The organism is Ruminococcus flavefaciens (genome assembly GCF_900119075.1).
GTDB lineage: Bacteria > Bacillota > Clostridia > Oscillospirales > Ruminococcaceae > Ruminococcus > Ruminococcus flavefaciens_Q.
On record NZ_FPIP01000011.1, the window covers coordinates 26111 to 44362 of the forward strand.

Below are 18252 nucleotides of genomic sequence, written 5' to 3' on the forward strand. Positions count from 1 at the left end.
TTATCTCCTTTTGAAACATGCGTGACATTCGTCACGCCATTGCTTTTATTCTCTGTATCTTATATCCATTAATTCGCGCGTACCTTCGATGTAAACATCTCTGAGGCGCTTTCCTTTTCCGACCTTTTCCTTTATATCGTCCCTGCTGAAATATACAGGCGAATCATCAAAAGACGGATAAATCCCGACAGCGTCCGCTGTGTTGCTCCAGCTGTCGGAAACCGCTAAGTACTCCACCCTTCCGTCATGGGCGATTATGAAGAACTCCTTGTCGCTGCTGCCAGTATACTCGCTGAAATATTCATGGAATCTGCCAATATCGAATTTATAGGATATGGGTATATCCTCGTCGGAATTTATATTGTTCCAGCCGCTGACATCTCCGCCCTCACTGCTTATCTTTTGCAGAGCCTTATCTGCCGCCTCTGTCATCTCCTCAGCCACCTTGTTCATATCAGCCATTCTGCCCTGCTTTGACCTCCAGCTCATATCAGTGATCACACGCAGCAGCAATACTGCGGCAGCAAACGCAGCTAAGCAAAGTACAGGTATCCCTATGGCAAACAGCAGGGTATAGCTCTTTTTCTTCTGAGGTGCTGAATGAATACAGCCGCAGACCTCGCCGTCATTGAGCGGTCTTCTGCATTTATTGCAGTATTGCATTTCAGCGTTCCTTATCGACATATGTGGAAAGCTTGTATAAAGCGTCCTTATACAGGTCATAGAGACTTGCCTTTTCACCTGCGCTGCCGCCTATGCCGTCGGGATTATACTTCGTTATATTCCTTGCAGTTCCGCCGGGATATGTACCCACATAGCTCTTTTTTGTCCAGCTTTCGGACAGAGCCGTATATTCTGCACAGCCGTCACTAAAGACGATGAAATAATCATAATCCTTGACATCAGAGAAATATCTCTCGAGACCTGCATAAAACTCGCCTGTATCAAAGGGAACTCCGCTGTTTTTACTCTTATCGGAGCTTATGATATAGCGTCCTTTCACATTGATACCGCCCTTTGTTTTTTCATCGAGCTCAACTATCGCTGTATTAGCCGCCTTACAAAGTATATTTGCCTTTGAATTGAAGGACGACTGCTTTGAACGCTTGGTATAGCCCAGCATTGAAGGCACTAATATTGCCATAAGTATCAGAACGAACACGCTGGCTAATGGTATGATTATCGCCAGTATCCACGCATAGCTCTTTTTCGGAGGATTTGCAAGCTGCTGATTGAATGTGGGTACAGGATAGGGCTGGTTGGGATAGGGCTGATTGGGATATGGCTGTCCGTTATATGGATACGGAGGCGGCTGCATTCCGCCGTTATAGGGCTGACCGCCCTGTGGTGCGGCGTTGTTTGGCTGCTGCATGGGAGCTCCCTGTGCATTGGCAGTACAATTGCAAACCTCGCCCTCCTGTAAAAACTTTCCGCAATTTATGCAATATGGCATTGTCACCACTCCTCGTAATTTCGTTTTTTGATATCATTCCTGAATTTTTCTACAGCGTCATTGTAAATCCCATTCAGAGTATCATTCTTTTTAATTTGCTCTTTTTCGCCCTTCGGAGAATACTTCAAAGGTGAATAAGCTACCGCCGAGCCTGTATACTCGGCAGGATATGTGCCTATATAAGTCTTTTTGTCGTTCCAGCTCTCAGCGGCAGCCGAATATACTGCATGACCGTCCCTGATAACAATGAAATATTCCAGTTCATCGACTTTATCGAAGTAACGCTTCTCTTTTTCGTAGAATTTCTCCACGTCATAGGGAACTGCGATGTTCTTTGAACTGTCAGAGCTTATGATATAATCGCCCTTTGTATCGACATCGTCTGAATCAAGGTCTACCAAAGAGGAATTTGCCCCCCTGTAGATACTGCTTGCCTTGTTGTTTATGCTCGTCTGCTTTGATTTCTCCTTGTAGCGCGAAAGCGACGGCACGAATATCGCCAGAAAAATCCCCATCAGTACAAGAGTTACTATGACAAAGGGGATGATTATGGCAAGTATCCACTTGCTGCTTGGCTTTGGCGGCGGCGGCAGAGCCTGTCCGTCGTAGGCAAACTGATAATTCGGCTGATATGGGTAGGGCTGATTCGGGTATGGCTGTCCGTTCTGAGGATAGCCGCCGTAGGGCTGCTGCCCGAAGCCCTGCTGTGGGGGTATCGGCTGAGGGGACGGCGTCTGCTGCACGGGAGCTCCCTGCGCAGTAGCGGTGCAATTGCATACCTCGCCGTCACCGAGCTTTCTTCCGCAGTTTGTACAATAAGGCATTTATGTCACTCCTTTTTGAAGTCGTTTTCTTGAAATATAGCAAACGACAAAAATTTTGGCGTTTGCTATTTACCGATACGCACGGAGCAAACGTAAGTTTGCGAATGTGCGAGGCAATTTTTATCATTTATTATAGTGAACGTCAAATTTTTTTGATGTTCACTGTAATTATATATCATTTAGCAGTAAAAAGCAAGTGCCGACAAAATAAAAAGCGTACAGTTCATCTGTCCGCTTATTTTTTTTTGCTCGGAAAATGACAAATGTCACTCAAAAAGTGACAAATGACATCTTTAAAACTCCAAATTAAGGTGATATAATCATATCATACCACAAAGGTAAATAATCAAAATGGAGTGATATTATGGTATTATTGATATTTCTTATAGCAAGCATTGCATTAGCTTCATTGGACAGTATCATTAGCATTTTTATGATTATAGGCTTAGTCAGCACCGTAATACGCCTTAGAAAACATTTTTCGCACATGGAAAATGACAACATATACTACAGAAATAATGACAACACAGATAATATATTCAGATAATAAAAAATGGCGTCCAATGGACGCCATAAACGGGACGCCGAGGACGGCGTCCCCTACAGAATTATCGTGCGTGGCGGGCGGATAATATCCGCCCCTACAAGCTAAGGGCTAAGGGCTTCATATGTATCCAAGAGTTTTCAGCAGGAACAGCCAGCCCGTCAGGGTGAATGCGCTCAAAAGCGTGGTCAGCATTACCGCAAATGCCGTGATAACGCCCTTGTGTCCCAGATTCTTCGCCATTACAAAGCAGCTTCCCGTTGTGGCGCTTCCAAGCATTACCAGTATGGCTATGAGCTTCTCGCCGCGGAACCCAAGCTTTATTGCTATTGGCAGGAATATTCCGCAGAACAGCAGCAGCTTTATAAAGGCTATGCCCACCGTTGCAGGCAGATTGTCCTTTGCTTCACCGAATCTGAATGAAGCTCCCAGCGCTATCAGGGATAAGGGAGTCGCCATATTTCCGAGATATGTCACGGATTTCGACAGTATCACAGGCTGGGGTATCTTCAGCAGCGACCAGCCTATTCCCACGATTATTCCCAGTATTATGGGGTTCGTGGCTATGCTCTTGAATGTGCTGAAGAAAAGAGTCTTTTTGCCCCTGCTCCTGTCCTTGTCGGGAGATGTCAGCGCAAGAACTGTCACCGCCGCTATATTGTAAAGGGGCACTGTTCCCACTATCATCAGCGCCGCCATGGTGGAGTGTCCGTATATGTTGTTGACAAAGGCTATGCCCAGAACAGCCGCACTGCTCCGATAGCTCGCCTGTATTATCTCGCCCCGTTCTGCCCTGTCCCTGAATAATAAGGAGTACAGAACCGCTATGCCTACGCTGAGAAGCGTTGCGCATATGCAGAACAGCACGAATCTGCCGTCCCATACTGCGCGAAAGTCCGCTGTGGACAGGTCCATGAACAACAGCGCAGGCAGAAGCGCTCTGAACACGAAGCGATTTATCTGCGCTGTGGCGTTGTCGTCAAGAAGCTTTATCCTGTGTACGAACCAGCCGAATACCATCATCAGAAATACGGGAACTGTGGCATTAAGGCTGAATATAAGATTTTTCAGAAACAATCTATCACTACCTGTTTATTTTATCATCGAGCCGTGAAAATAGCAGTCGTATATCACAGCTCCCCTGTATTCTATGGTCTCATAGCCCTGAAACCACTCAAAATCGCCGCTTACCTCGCATTTGTAGGTGTAGTCCCCGTCGGAATACTCCTGCGGTCCGCGGAAGGGCTTCTCAAAGGGCACACGAAGAAGAGCTTCTTTGAGGAAATCGCCGCTGAAAGGAGTCCCTGTGACTCTGCCGACGTAATTCATGCTCCAATAGGGAACGTCCCCTGTCCAGAGGGCTTCTTCACCTGCAAAGCGCTCGCCGCCGAGGAATGTATCGAGGTACATAAGGTCGCCCTCTCGGTACTCAAGGTCGTGAGAGCTCGGGCGTGAAGACGCGGTCTCAGCTCCCTTGCCAGCGTATGTGGCACATTTTGCTCTTATGAGAAACTGAATTATTTCATCTCTTGTCATGATTATAGCTCCTGTTTTTGGTTTGATACTTAATTTTACTCCTTTTTGCCCGTCTTGTCAATATCAGAGAACTATAATTTCACCAACAAGAATGCCGTTTGTATGCGATAAATTGTGCGTGTCAACAAATTTCAACGCAATTTTCTTTCTGTACTTGACTTTTTCATCGTTTTGTACTATAATAATTTAGTCGCAGGTGACGCCTGCATATTTGTGGCGGCATAGCTCAGTTGGCTAGAGTACTCGGTTCATACCCGATTGGTCGTTGGTTCGAATCCTACTGCCGCTACCACATGGCCCGTTGGTCAAGAGGTTAAGACATCGCCCTTTCACGGCGGAATCATGGGTTCAATTCCCGTACGGGTCACCATTTAGCAATCCCACAGATGGCTTAGAATAGCCGTTTGTGGGTTTTCTTTTTTCTAAAGATCAGGCTTTGGCACTTGTTTGGCACTTATTATCTTTTAACTATTAATTTGGGTATCCGCAGAGCTTTCGCTCTGCGGTACTTTTTTGCTCATAATGCCAGTGTCTGCTGCTCGGTCTCGGCTTCGGTATCGTCCTCGGCAGGACTTTCTTCCTCTGTGCCTATATCGTTTGTGAAACTCAGCGCATTGCTTATCGCATCGCAGTTGCGAGCCTTGGCTTCCTGAAACATATGAGAATACAGGTTCAAGGTAGTTCCTACGACGCTGTGTCCCATATCCGAGGATACCGCTACTACATCAACGCCCTCAAATATCAGGAGGCTTGCATGAAGATGTCGCAGTGAATGGATATTCTTGAACGGCACTCCGATACGCTCACAGTAGCCTTTAAGCCACTCGAACGGTGTCTGCGGATTCATCGGTGCTCCGTTCCATTTGGTGAACAGTCTGTCATGGTCTTCCCACTTGGTGCCGAGCTGTGCAGCTTCTGCCTCCTGTTCAGCTTTGAAGTGTTTGAGCAAGTTCATTATAGAGACAGGCATCTTGGACACTCGCTTTGACTTTCTTGTTTTCGTGGTATCGGTATAAATGCCCTTCTCGGCTGTATACTGTGATGTTCGGCGGACGTGGATAATATTGTTCTCAAAGTCGATGTCCTTCCATTCCAGTCCCAGCATTTCGCTGCGGCGGTAACCACTGTATATTGCAAGCAGCAGGTAGACCTGATACTTCATCGGCTCGCCTCTCAGGTTCTCATACAGCTTCTTCACCTCATCTATGGTGTAGATCTGCTTTTCGTCCTGTTCCTGTTTCGGCACATATACTCGTCTGCAAGGATTGTCCGTCAGCATTCCCATGCGTATCGAATAGCTGAACACATCGCTGATGAAACTCAGATGGTGCACTGCCGTTTTCCTCGACAGCGGCTTACCCGTGTTCATATTCTTGCCGTTGACAAGCATATCGGTCACGAACTTCTGAATATCCCGAGCCGTTATCTTGTCGAGCCGCTTGTGACCTATTGCAGGATAGACACGCTTGGTGAGCTGTTTCATTCGTGCATATGAGGTCGGTCTGAGATTGACTTTGGCATATTCCTCAAACCACTGCTCTGCGAATTTCTCGAACTTGACAGCCGATGTTATCTGTCCCCTCTTGCATTCTTCCTCGAACAGGACAGCCTGACGAGTGAGTTCCTTTTCGATTTGTTTCGGTGTCATACCCGGCTCGGGCTTGTAGCTCTTGAACTGATTACGCTGCTTACCGTCTACGCCGTAGCCGCATGACACTCTTATCTGATACGTTCCTTCCGAACGCTTTCTGATTGTCGCCATATATTTAAAAACCTCCGTTTCAAAACTATGGCGCATTTCCTCCACCGACATTATACCACAGAGCTGCGGAAATGTCTACCAGAAATGCGCCGTTCGTGTCAAGAATTTACTTTACTGATGAATCGCTCACGCTGTTTCTCCACGGAGATATCTCAGAAAAAGCTCCTTGTTGATGAGATACTTTTTCCCTGCCATGATGTGCGGCACTTGGTCATTGATGCACATCTGACGGACTCTGTATTCGGTCAGCCCTTCCACAAGAGCTGCCGCCTCCTTTATGGTCAGCATTACGATTTTAGTTTCTGTTTTGTTTTCTGCCATTCAATCATACTCCTTCTCGTTGTCTTGTTCATGTTTCCTGTGATTATTACGTTGTTCATTTTAATCTTTCCTTTCGTTATTTGATTGGGCATCAGCCCATGTGTATTCCGAGAGCTTCCTTACGCTCTCGTTCCTCGGCAAGAGCCTTGCTGTCAACGTGCTCACGTGCGTACTCGGTATCCTCAGCAGGCTCGTCATCAATCATCGAAGCCATAGTTGCAACGCCGCTGACAATGCTATCAAGACCGACTGTGAGATCACTATCCACTTGGCAACTTTCAATCTGAGCCTGTGCTTGTATTCGTCGAGCTCTTTCAGTTTCAAGCCATATTCCTCGTTCAGCTTCCCAGCCTGTGAGGACAGGTCCGCTGTTGCTTTCTTCAACTGCTCGACTGCTAAAGTCGCGGTTTCCGACGTTTGATCCAGCAGCTCTCGACAGGTCGCTATGGTATCCCTCTGCTCGGAGCGTACTGTTTTCAGCACCTGTTCTGTATCCACTTTCGTTGCCAGCACCGAGAGTCTGGTAAGTATCTCCAGCTGCTCCTGCGACATCAGCTTGTTCAATTCTATCAGCGCTCTCCAGTTGGAATCGAGCACTACCACTGTCGGCTGAGTGTCCGTCGCTGCCGACAATTCCTTGTCGTACATCTGCTGTAATTCTTCTTGCTTTGAATTCATACTCCATATTCTCCTTTCGATAACGTTCGCCGTGAAGCTTATTGTCACGGCATCTCCTTCCATTAGGACAAGTATAGGTAATATACTTTCGGTTGTCCTCCCACCTTACACCGTAGCCCTGCTGCTTCATTAAGTAGCAGAACTGCTTCTTGCTTTTGGCTTGCTTCATGACTTGGTTTATGGCATTCATCAGCTCCCACTTGAAGCTCTCGCCGCGCTTGGCTGACCTGTATTCGTTGTCAGAGAGAAAGTCTTTATTCATTTTCTTCTTGGGAGCATCGAGGACATGAACTCCGTAGCGCTGACAGATCTCATCGCTGAGCTTCATCAGCTCCTCTACGCTCTCCTTGTTGGAATGATACTTCTTTCCGTCCTCAAAGCTCACAGAGTTGAACACGAAGTGTGAGTGGATATGCTCTCTGTCAATATGAGTTGCCACTACACACTCATACTTTCCGAAGGCTTTCTCCGCAAGCTCCACTGCAATTTTGTGTGCAAGCTCGGGTTCAATTCCATATCCGCTCGGAAAGCTCTGCACCAGATGATAGTACAGACGACCGTCATGCTTGTGGTAAAGATTCTTAGTCGCTGTCATTTCATCGAGCGCTGTCTCGGGCGAGCAGTTAACTCCTGTCACGAAACGCTTCTCCTCGGATTCGGTCTTCTCCTTTCTGCTGACGTAGTTGAGGACGTTTTTCATTCCGCCAGCGGTCTGAGTTTTGTTGTTTATGAAATGGATTATGGGCATCACTTCACCACCTTTGCTATCTCACAGACTGCCGCTGTCACTGCCCTGTGCTGTTCAATAAGCTCGTCCAGTCTGACAGAGTGCAGCCTTCCTTCGTGAGCCAGCATTGCTATCTGATTGAGGTTCCGACCGATAGCTTTCTGTTGCTTGACAACTTCGTCCAGTCCGTCTGCCACGACGATTTTCTTATCGAGTGCCGATCTGAGAATGAAGTCGCTGAGGGACAGCTTGTGCCGCTGAGCCTTGTTGTGTATACGCTCGTACTCGTCATCGGTACAGCGGATAGTGATCGTTCTGTTGCGTTTTCTCATTGTATCACGCTCCTTTCTTTGTGCGATTTTTAAGAGGGGGCTCGGGGTTCGCCCCGACCAGCAAGCGTTCGGCGGACTGCCGAATGCGATGCTGGCATTTCATACTTTCGTTGCCGGTACTGCTCCGTCAGCGGTAGTTTTTTCCTTATGCCAATGGTGCCCACATTCGCTCGACGTTGCGCGACAATCGCTTTTGTGTACACGGGTGGGATAACTACCCGATTTCTGTATCGGCGGCAAAAATGGGCGCTTTTGTGCGTGACAGTAACTCTGCCGTGACAGTAACTCTACCGACACAAAAACCTACCGACACGCCCCGCAGATGAAGCTATATAGAGCTTTGTGAGCTGTCAGGCAGTGCCTGCGTGACGGTAACATTTCTACCGTCACTACTGTCACGCTCGCCGTTGTAATGAAGAATAATAACTCGACCTTTGTGAACTCTTTCGTACTTGAATTCAATTCCGTACTTGCTGAGTTCATAACCATTCTGTACTAAATCGCGCGTTACTCTGTTCGGATAAATGACCTCATCGGTAACTGTTTTTAACTCTTCAACCAACTCAGTTGCAGTACCTTCAAAGTGGATTCTCTCTTTGATGAAAAGATAAACAGCAGAGAGTACAATATTGTCTTGACTCTTCTTCGGTGTAGCTTCGTTCTCAACTATCCAGCGCATGACATCGGTATCGAAATGCATTCGCAGTTCAGTGTATTCAATGTCACGCCCCTGACAATACATAATAGCTTTTCCTGAGCCGCACTTTGTTTCTTTGAGCGCAAAGTTTCCATCAGTAGCACCGCCGATACCTGTGCTGCCTGTCATCATATTGAACGGATTATCGTCCTTAGCTTTTCGCATATGATGTATCATCAGTATGCATATACCTAAGCGGTATGCGACTTGTTTGAGTGCGATCAGTTCTGCATAATCACTGCCGTAGCTCGACTCAACATTGCTGCGCACCATTTGCATTACATCGACAACAACTATTTTCAAGTCATCGTGATCTTTCTTGAATGCTTCTATCTGTTCTTCGAGACCTTCACCGATTTTATCAGCGGCAAGTGCAAAGTGCAGATTCTCAATCGGTTCGGCGTTCATCTGAAACAATCTGCGCTGTAGTCGCTGATAGTTATCCTCGAGACAAAGATACAAAGCAGTTCCCTGAATAGTATCACGTCCGAGTACAGGAACTCCTGTTGCAATGCTGAGGCAAATATCCATTGCCATCCACGACTTGCCTACCTTCTGCGCACCTGCAAGGACGTACAGTCCCTGCGTAAGAAGTCCGTCAATGATGAACTCCTTCGGCTTGAATACTGTTGACAGTATTTCTTCTGCGGTTTTTGTCTGTAATATATTACTCATAGCATTCCTCCTTTCCCATGAGATTCCCGAACACAGCCGACAGCTTTTTTCGTTACGGGCAACTGCTCGAGCAAACTATTTGTGTGGGCTGTATCGGGCGGATTTTTACTCTCCACAAGTAAAAATGTGGGAGCAGTATCCTTTATGCAAATCGACCTGTTTTTGCATAAGATTTTGACCGCTCTGAAACATTTTCCGAAACACAAATTCTTTTTTATGAGAACTGACCTTTTCTCACTAAATGATAAAAACAGCTGCACTGCCCATAGAATAGAGCTTTGCAGTCATTTCAACTCAAAGCTGTTATGGTGACAGTTTTGAATGTTTTTCAATCAAAAATTCGCGTTTCAGAATAAAAATGTGGGAGCAGTATCCTTTTTACAATTTGAACTGTTTTTGGCACATAGATCAGACACATCACGAACGGGTCAGTACAAAAGTGCGCGACACATCAAGGACCTGCTGCGAACCCACAGTGGTATCCGCCGCACTCTTGCCTGACCGAATCAGAAGCCGTCCGACTGCACATCGGACTCATAGGCAGCTTAAATGCTCGGCTGCCCCGGCACACTCCCATTGCCTGCGACGGTTTTATCACGCTCGGACTGTGGCTGAGTGTAAGTATCCGTTCCCGACTTTCATCGCTTACTTCACATCTGCGCTATGTGAAACCAGAGATGTTATCGCTCGCTCTTTCGAGGTCACCGCGCATCTCTGGGCTGATACGGCTCACCGCCCCACCATCGGAAACAACGTAACTCCTGATCCCATATTCAATTTTCAAGTTTCTGTCCAAGTCCAAAGGCTCTTCCTCAGTATCAATCATAACAGACTTTTTTCATAGAATAAATGCGAAATGAAACTCGAAAGATTTTTTAAACTTTCATTTCAAAATGACTATCTTTTTTATCTGAGATGTGATATACTATACCTAACGAACGAATGGAGGCGGTATCATTGTTTTTAAGTCGCGGCTTATATGTATTTCCAAGTGAGAACTTAATAAGACGATTTATGTTTGACGGTCAGGAGGCAACTGAGCTGCCTGCAATAACATTTGAACAGCAGTTGATAGACTTCCTTGAGATTGATTTGACGCCGTTTAACAGACTTCTTGATAAACTAAAAGCACATACCAAAGAGAACACCAGCCCAGATGAACTTTTGGGCGTATGCCGAGCTGTTGGATATACTGCTGAGATCTTTTGCCAAGAAGAACCTGTTTACAGCTTTCTGCTGTGTACAAAGCTGTATGTTGACAGTTATGATATATCAAGTTATGAAGAGCTTTTTGAGCATAAGGATCACGCTGTTGAAATGCTGCGAGATATGGTACACACTCAAAACATTTTCTTCACTATCGCCGATGCGTATTGCAGGTTCGAGGGTAGTCACGAAGAGAAGACAACCAAGGCATTCTTAGGCAGAGAAACAATTTTCAAGTGCCAGTTTGAACAAGTCATTGCTCATACAGATGTCAGCACGGAAATGTTTCAGATGACAAGACCTAGGCTACCATACAGCAGAGGTTATCGCTTTGACAATCTGCCTGCCTATATATGGTATGTTTTTCTGAACGCAATGGAATATGATACGGGTTTCAGTCAGTGCGACTACTGCGGACATTTCTTCAAACCCAGGACAAAGAAAAAGACCCGATACTGTGATCGAGTCAGGACTGAGGACGGACGTACCTGTAAGCAGATAGGTCCGCAGCAGATATATAAATTCAGACTTCAGCACAGTGAGCTGCTGGCTGACTATGACAGAGCTATCAATCGCAATTACAGGCGAGTGGAGCGCTACGAACTAAAACTCGGAGACGAAAAGCAGGGCAAGGACTTGTCCTATAACGATTATGCCGACTGGCTCAGGGAGCTTCATACTGCGAAGATGTCTTTCATGTCAGGAGAGATATCGGAGGAAGAGTTCAAGAAGGCTATTCATCATTTGGATTAATAATAAATCTCTAATGTTACCATTGATAAAACATCAATGCTATACCTAACAAGCGCATTGAATAGCTTCGGAGTATAATCTTCTTAAGATAAGATTGAAATTCATCTATTATGCGTTGACTTTGTATTTATTATGTGATACAATAAAAATGGATAATTATATGTGTTTTTATTGGCGAATAGGAGTTAAAATGCGGTATATCGGTGGAAAAAGTCTTTTGTTAGAAAATATCAATAATGTAATAACGTCCGAGATACCGGAAGTTTCATCGGTCGTTGATCTGTTTGCAGGATCCGGGATAGTTTCAAACAGTTTCAAGTCTAATGGGTACAGAACAATCAGCAATGACTTCCTTTTTTTCAGCTATGTAATGTCCAGAGCATCTATCGGGTTGAACAGAAAACCTTCTTTCAAGAAGTTGGGCATTGAAGATCCTATTAGGTATCTGAATGCATTGACTCTTGCTGACACTAGTTTTGAAATCGACCAATGCTTCATTTACAACAATTATAGTCCTGTTGGTAATTGTGAAAGAATGTATTTTCAGCCCGAAAATGCAATGAAAATTGATATTGTCAGACTAACTATCGAAAAATGGCACACCGATGAACTTATCTCGGAAGATGAATACTTCTATCTTCTTTCGGCTCTTATTAACGCTGTCCCATTTGTTTCAAACATAACCGGTGTTTACGCTGCTTATCTTAAATTCTGGGACGAACGTACATATAAAACGCTTGAATTGACCGAACCAGTTATCACAAGCAACGGAAAGAAAAATGAATGTTATAATTCAAATTATACCGAGTTATTGTCAAAAAAGTGTGACCTGCTGTATGCCGATCCACCGTATAATTCAAGGGAGTATCTGCCTAATTATCACATTCTTGAAACAATTGCACGATACGATTATCCTGAAATACATGGCGTAACAGGAATGCGGAATTATGATGATCAGAAATCAGTATTCTGCAAGAAAGGCACTGTTGCGTCTGCTTTTGAAACGATGATAAGAGATTGCCAAAGCAAGTACATACTTATAAGCTATAACAACGAAGCATTACTGTCAACCGAAGCACTCTCTGATATTTGCAGACGTTACGCAATAGGTGACAGTTTCAAGCTGTTTGAGTATAGCTATCGGAGATACAAGAACAAGATCCCGAATAATACAGCAGGGCTCAAAGAACAGTTATACCTTTTGAGGAGGCATTGATATGGCTGTTAAAGCACCTTTTAATTATATAGGAAATAAATACAGGATAATAAACTCCATTCAGGAGTGCTTTCCTGAGCATATAGATACATTTGTTGACCTGTTTTGCGGTGGCTGTGATGTAAGCATCAATACCGTTGCAAACAACATATATGCCAATGACATAAATTATCATGTTATAGGAATCCTCCAGGAGTTTCAGAAGCATGATGCCCAGTATATTCTCGACTACATTGATACAACAATAGAAAAATGGCAGCTCAGCAAGACCAACGAGAATGGATACAAGCTGTTTCGTGACCATTACAATCAGACCAAGAATCCCCTTGACCTTTATGTGCTGATGTGTTTTAGTTTCAATTATCAGTTCAGGTTCAACAGCAGCCACGATTATAATAATCCGTTCGGCAGAAACAGAAGCAGTTTTAATGATGTTATGAGAAGCAATCTTATTCTTTTCAAGGAGCAGATAGGTGACATTCATTTTTCTGCATTGGATTTCTGTGATTTCGATTATGACATTCTTCATACAGGGGATTTCCTGTATGCAGACCCGCCGTACCTTCTGACCTGTGGCAGTTATAACGATGGCAAAAGAGGATTCCGTGGCTGGACAGAAAAAGACGACCTCGACCTTATGCGTATCCTTACCGAATTGTCAGACCGTGGTGTCAACTTTGCTCTGTCTAACGTTATCGAGCATAAAGGCAGCACTAACGATGCTTTGATAGAGTGGATAGCTGACAATGGCTATACCGTACACGGTATCAACTTCAATTATAATAACTGCAATTATCATACGAACAATCGTGAAAACGTGACCAAAGAGGTTTTGATAACGAACTACTGATCGGAGGATATTATGGCTGAAAAAAGAACTTTTGGGTGGGTGCAAGAAGCGTACACAATATCAAATCTCAAAAATGTTGTAAGGGTATTTGTCCTTGATTCAGCGGTCAACAAAAAACTGAGAGAAGATAAAATACCGAGACTGATCTCCGATGAGTATCATAAGGACGATATGATAAAGCACCTTAGTGCGGCTAAAATGCAGATACCTTATACCCTACTGAAAGGAAAAGGGACACCAAAGGGCTATACTCGCACTAATGCACCATGTTCAGGCATTATTCAGGCAGTACTGCCTGGTCAGAGAAAAGAATATCAGAGTGACTGGCCTGCTGATTCTTTTCTCAGGTGGGCTGTAAGCATTGGATTTCTGAATTACGATCGTGATAAAGATACTTGCAGTATAAGTGAGCTTGGTTATAGATATGCTGTTTCAGCTGATGACAGCAAAGAAGAAAAGGAAATATTGACCGAAGCATTTTTATCCTATCCGCCTGTGTGCCGTATTCTTAGTTTGCTTGAAGACGGAAAGAGTATGACCAAATTTGAAATAGGCTGTCAGCTCGGTTTTGTAGGTGAAGCCGGTTTCACATCAATACCACAGGCATTAATTCTTCAAGGGCTGAATACAGCCACAACAACTGACGAGAGAAATAAACTTCTATCGGATACCGAGGGAACGTCGGATAAATATGTTCGTACTATCTGTGCCTGGCTGAAAAGTATGCGTTGGGTAATGCAGGTTTCAAAAGAAGTAACGGCTGATCTCGGATATATGACACATACTGATATAATAAATCAGTCCTATCAGATCACGCTTGAAGGTAAGAAGATACTCAAATATGCTACCGGAACTTCAAAATATAAACGCATTGATAAGCGTGTGATGTGGGATATGCTTGCCACCAAACCTTCTGACAGGAATTATCTCCGCAATAGAAGAACCTATCTGATAAAGTTTCTTTCAACAACATACCGCAGCTTAGATGAAATAGTCTCTCATTTGCTGACCAAAGGTATGACCGAGGATAAAGGTACTATTTCCGACGATATTCAAGGCTTGATCAATATAGGTATCAATGTCAACAAGAACGGTGATACTTTCAAGATAATGGATAGTATCGTAGGACTTGATATTCCTGACAGCGTAAAATCTGCTGGTGCTACAAAGTCTGATCTGTCACTGCTGAAAGATGATATACGCAAGAAGCTCAATCATATCAATCACAAGTACCTTGTGCTTATCGACCTCGGCTTTGACGGAACTGCTGACAGAGATTATGAACTGCAAACCGCAGACCTCCTGACAAGCGAATTAGCGTTCAAGGGGGCAAGACTTGGCGATTCAAGAAAGCCTGATGTATGTGTTTACCATGATAAGAATGGTCTTATTATTGATAACAAGGCATACGGCAGCGGTTATTCTTTGCCCATAAAGCAGGCAGACGAAATGCTCAGGTACATCGAAGAAAACCAGAAGCGTGACAAGGCTCTTAATCCTAACGAGTGGTGGACGATCTTTGATGACGCAGTAAGCAAGTTCAATTTTGCTTTTGTTTCAGGTGAGTTCACAGGAGGATTCAAGGACAGACTTGAAAATATCAGCAGAAGATCCTACACAAACGGAGCTGCTATCAACTCTGTAAACCTGTTACTGCTTGCAGAAGAAATAAAATCAGGCAGAATTTCTTACGGAGACGCTTTTACCAAGTTTGAGTGTAATGATGAAATAATCATTTAGTATTGATTTTTATAGTAGCTATCTAAAAGAAAAAAGTGCATCTATCGGTATCACTCTTTTTGATAAGTTTACATGGAAATATATTTTAAATTTGATATTGAGTTTATTAATAATTATAAAAGGAGTGAAAAGGATGAATATTGATGAAGCAATAAAAAAGGCATTAAATGGTGATGCTATATTATTTTTAGGTTCAGGAGCATCAGTAGATACGCCTAATATTGGCGGTGGTAAAATGCTAATTGGCAGTAAATTAGCTGAAAAGCTCCAGCCTGGTACAACTGACTTGCAACAAGCAACAGAATTATTTGTAGATGAACAAAATGAAAATGGCAATGATGGCGAACAGGAACTAATTAACTTTTTAATAAAAGAATTTAGATGTACGTGCCCACTAAACGAACACAGAGAACTTGTTGACATAAAATGGAAAAGAATATATACAACAAATTATGATGATATCATCGAATCAGCATATAAAGAAAAATCCCTAACTATAAAAAGTGCGACTCTTTCTTCAGATATAAAAGAATGTATAAATAACAATGATTTAACCATTCTTCATATAAATGGCTATATTAATTCCATTACCAAAAGTAAATTAAACGATGAGTTTAAACTATCGTCATATAGCTATAATACAGATCAGTTTACAAATAGTCAGTGGGGGGCTTTATTTAAGAATGACTTAAACAGCTATTCAACTACTATATTTATCGGGTTTTCTATGGGCTACGATCTTGATATACGAAGGATTGTTAATACGATAAACAAAGATAAATGCATATTTATAGTTCATGACAGAGAATCCACAGCAAATATAAAAACGCTGAGCAAGTATGGAGAAGTGTGCCCTATTGGTTTATCTGGCTTTATTAATAAAGTTAACGAGATAAAGAAAGATTATATCCCTCCAAGGGCTGTAGATTTGGTTTTATCTAATTTTGAGGTGATAGAATCACCCAAACCTTTATCAGCTGCAAATGATAGACAAGTACTTCAATATTATTATACCGGAATACGGTCTGATGAATTGTACTATATTGAAAATAAAAACTACAAATCAGTTGTACTTCGTGATTATGTTGAAAAAATCATTAATGATATAACTTCTGGTATTAAAGCTGTATTTATTCACTCCGATATAGGTAATGGCAAATCAGAAATAATAGAGCAAGTATGTATGAAGTTACCTAATACATATCAAAAATATAGGTTAATTGATGAAAATCAAAAAATAAATATTGAAATAGAAGAAATCTGCAATAATGGTAAGAAAAATATTATTGTAATTGAGAATTTCTTTGATTATTATGATGTGTTTAAAAACTTCAATATTTACAATTGCAATGATAATATTGTATTTATTTTCTCTGCAAGAACATCTATATACAGATCTCGTTCTGAAAGATTTGAAATCGACCCTTGTACAGTATATGAGGTTAACAGACTATCAAATAATGAGATATCTCAAATTGAAAGAATCTTTTCTACATACGGTTTTTATCCACCTGAAAAAAACATTACACTATCTCAATATATCAAAAAAAATTGTAATAAAAGATTGCAATCTCTGCTAATATCTGTTATGAAAAACGTTACAATAACTGATAAAATATGGACTGTATGTCAAAATAAACTTGATTCTGAATATAAGTACTATAAATTAGTGCTATTTCTAATTGTTATAAAACTCATGGCACTAAATCTGAACATGAATGATACACTGGATTTATTAAAGATCAATTCTTTTGATTACAGCTTCGATAGAGATGAAGACTTATATGAACTAATAGATAGAAGTGTGGATAGAATCTCAATTAAATCCTCTATACTGTGTTTATGGATTTTATCAAAGACAAAATGCATAGATGATATTATAGAACTTCTGATTGACACTGCTAAAGTTGCAGATTGCGGTTTTTTAGCGAACCGAAAGTACAAAAATTATTTGACAAATCTACTTTCTTTTAAACATCTAAAATTTGTATTAGAAGCATCTTCTTTGAATCAAGAACAAAAGCTTGATAAAATCAATCATTTATACGGGGAACTGAAGGAGTTAACGCATTATAAAAACCAGTATTTCTTTTGGCTACAATATGCAATCTCAGCATTAGAATTAAATGATTATGAAGGAGCAGAACTTCATTTTAGAGCAGCTTATCGCTATCTACCTGACAAAATGACACCTTATGAGATAAACAATCAGTATGCAAGATTGAAGATGGAATTATTATTAAAAGAGAGTTATAAATATAGTGAATTATCAACTATTGAAGAGATTGAAAAAATTGATGAATTATTAACTCCAACTAAAGCAGAAAAAGATGAAGAGTATTATTGTTATAAAATGGCATCTTCATATTATCCACGACTATTTGACAAGTTTTATGCTATCATGACAACGAGTGATAAAACAATAATGACCGCACTCGCAAAAAAGAATTACAATGGCTGTTCAACATACTTAAGATATAGTACTAACTCTAACTTTTATAGTCATTTGAAATCATATATTGGGATCTTTGGAGAATTAGCTTTTTATAATGATAAGCTTGACTTTACAGTTACAAGCATTAAGAAAAGTAAATCTTATATTCTGTATTTAGGATATGTCGTTATAAATGACGAAAAGAAAGATGCTTGCATAAAAAATTACAGAGGAAAAAAATATAAAGAAAGTGATAAAATCCCAGTTAGAATTTATAAATATGATTCTGTTCATAATGATTATGTTTTAAAAGTTGCAGAATAAGAAGAGTTATCGAAAAACGATAACTCTCATTCTAAGTATTTGAAAAGTCTTGACTATATTATTCCTATCAGATATAAACCATACACTCAAACACAGCTTCTCTTGCCATGTAGACAAAACAGTTCTCAAGACCGAGTATATTCTCGGCATCAGCGGCGAGGACAGCTTACTGATAACAAC

At 42.1% G+C, this 18252-nt stretch carries 15 protein-coding genes and 2 tRNA genes; 7 read left to right on the plus strand and 10 right to left on the minus strand.

The features are described 5' to 3' along the window. Positions 1–45: 45 nt before the first annotated feature. From BT105_RS13480 to BT105_RS13505, 5 genes are all read right to left on the minus strand, one after another. Positions 46–684 carry a hypothetical protein gene (locus tag BT105_RS13480; RefSeq protein WP_143186608.1) on the minus strand — a complete coding sequence of 213 codons (639 nt, stop codon included), beginning with the start codon at positions 682–684 and terminating at the stop codon, positions 46–48. Next, positions 665–1453, minus strand: a complete 789-nt coding sequence (locus tag BT105_RS13485; RefSeq protein WP_072301219.1) for a hypothetical protein — start codon at positions 1451–1453, stop codon at positions 665–667. Before BT105_RS13485 ends, BT105_RS13480 begins: the two co-directional genes overlap by 20 nt. A 2-nt stretch (positions 1454–1455) precedes the next feature. After that, positions 1456–2277, minus strand: coding sequence for a hypothetical protein (locus BT105_RS13490; protein ID WP_072301220.1), 822 nt, complete (start codon positions 2275–2277; stop codon positions 1456–1458). A 664-nt stretch (positions 2278–2941) separates the two neighbouring features. Next, a complete protein-coding gene (locus BT105_RS13500; RefSeq protein WP_347497067.1) occupies positions 2942–3898 on the minus strand; it encodes an AEC family transporter in 957 nt (318 codons plus the stop codon). A 15-nt stretch (positions 3899–3913) separates the two neighbouring features. Further along, positions 3914–4357 carry a DUF5680 domain-containing protein gene (locus tag BT105_RS13505; RefSeq protein WP_072301222.1) on the minus strand — a complete coding sequence of 148 codons (444 nt, stop codon included), beginning with the start codon at positions 4355–4357 and terminating at the stop codon, positions 3914–3916. A gap of 215 nt (positions 4358–4572) precedes the next feature. On the opposite strand from BT105_RS13505, the gene BT105_RS13510 reads away from it, so the two are divergent. Continuing rightward, positions 4573–4649: transfer RNA gene (locus BT105_RS13510), tRNA-Met, on the plus strand. A 3-nt stretch (positions 4650–4652) separates the two neighbouring features. Continuing rightward, a tRNA-Glu gene (locus BT105_RS13515) sits at positions 4653–4727 on the plus strand. 147 nt (positions 4728–4874) lie between these two features. Here BT105_RS13515 and BT105_RS13520 read toward each other — a convergent pair. From BT105_RS13520 to BT105_RS13540, 5 genes are all read right to left on the minus strand, one after another. Beyond that, positions 4875–6119 (minus strand): site-specific integrase, encoded by a 1245-nt coding sequence (locus tag BT105_RS13520; protein WP_072301223.1) that lies wholly within the window; start codon positions 6117–6119, stop codon positions 4875–4877. A 126-nt stretch (positions 6120–6245) separates the two neighbouring features. Next, the gene (locus tag BT105_RS13525; RefSeq protein ID WP_072301224.1) at positions 6246–6440 is read right to left on the minus strand and encodes a MerR family transcriptional regulator; all 195 of its coding nucleotides are present in this window, start codon (positions 6438–6440) and stop codon (positions 6246–6248) included. Between the two features lie 91 nt (positions 6441–6531). Next, positions 6532–7866, minus strand: a complete 1335-nt coding sequence (locus tag BT105_RS13530; protein ID WP_072301225.1) for a relaxase/mobilization nuclease domain-containing protein — start codon at positions 7864–7866, stop codon at positions 6532–6534. Further along, on the minus strand, positions 7866–8177 hold the full coding sequence (locus tag BT105_RS13535; protein WP_072301226.1) for a plasmid mobilization protein: 312 nt from the start codon (positions 8175–8177) through the stop codon (positions 7866–7868). The genes BT105_RS13530 and BT105_RS13535 overlap by 1 nt, the downstream gene beginning before the upstream one ends. Before the next feature lie 328 nt (positions 8178–8505). Then, the gene (locus BT105_RS13540) at positions 8506–9549 is read right to left on the minus strand and encodes an AAA family ATPase (protein ID WP_072301227.1); all 1044 of its coding nucleotides are present in this window, start codon (positions 9547–9549) and stop codon (positions 8506–8508) included. Positions 9550–10563: 1014 nt separating this feature from the next. On the opposite strand from BT105_RS13540, the gene BT105_RS13545 reads away from it, so the two are divergent. The 5 genes from BT105_RS13545 to BT105_RS13565 all read left to right on the plus strand — a co-directional run bounded on the left by BT105_RS13545 (position 10564) and on the right by BT105_RS13565 (position 18072). Next, positions 10564–11508 carry a DUF6076 domain-containing protein gene (locus tag BT105_RS13545; protein WP_143186609.1) on the plus strand — a complete coding sequence of 315 codons (945 nt, stop codon included), beginning with the start codon at positions 10564–10566 and terminating at the stop codon, positions 11506–11508. A 190-nt stretch (positions 11509–11698) separates the two neighbouring features. Further along, complete coding sequence (locus tag BT105_RS13550) at positions 11699–12724, plus strand: DNA adenine methylase (RefSeq protein WP_072301229.1); 1026 nt, start codon at positions 11699–11701, stop codon at positions 12722–12724. 1 nt (position 12725) lies between these two features. After that, positions 12726–13574, plus strand: coding sequence for a Dam family site-specific DNA-(adenine-N6)-methyltransferase (locus tag BT105_RS13555; RefSeq protein WP_072301230.1), 849 nt, complete (start codon positions 12726–12728; stop codon positions 13572–13574). 12 nt (positions 13575–13586) lie between these two features. Further along, positions 13587–15314, plus strand: a complete 1728-nt coding sequence (locus BT105_RS13560) for a restriction endonuclease FokI recognition domain-containing protein (RefSeq protein ID WP_072301231.1) — start codon at positions 13587–13589, stop codon at positions 15312–15314. 133 nt (positions 15315–15447) lie between these two features. Beyond that, entirely contained in the window at positions 15448–18072 is a 2625-nt protein-coding gene (locus BT105_RS13565; RefSeq protein ID WP_072301232.1) for an SIR2 family protein, read from the plus strand. Positions 18073–18252 lie beyond the last annotated feature (180 nt).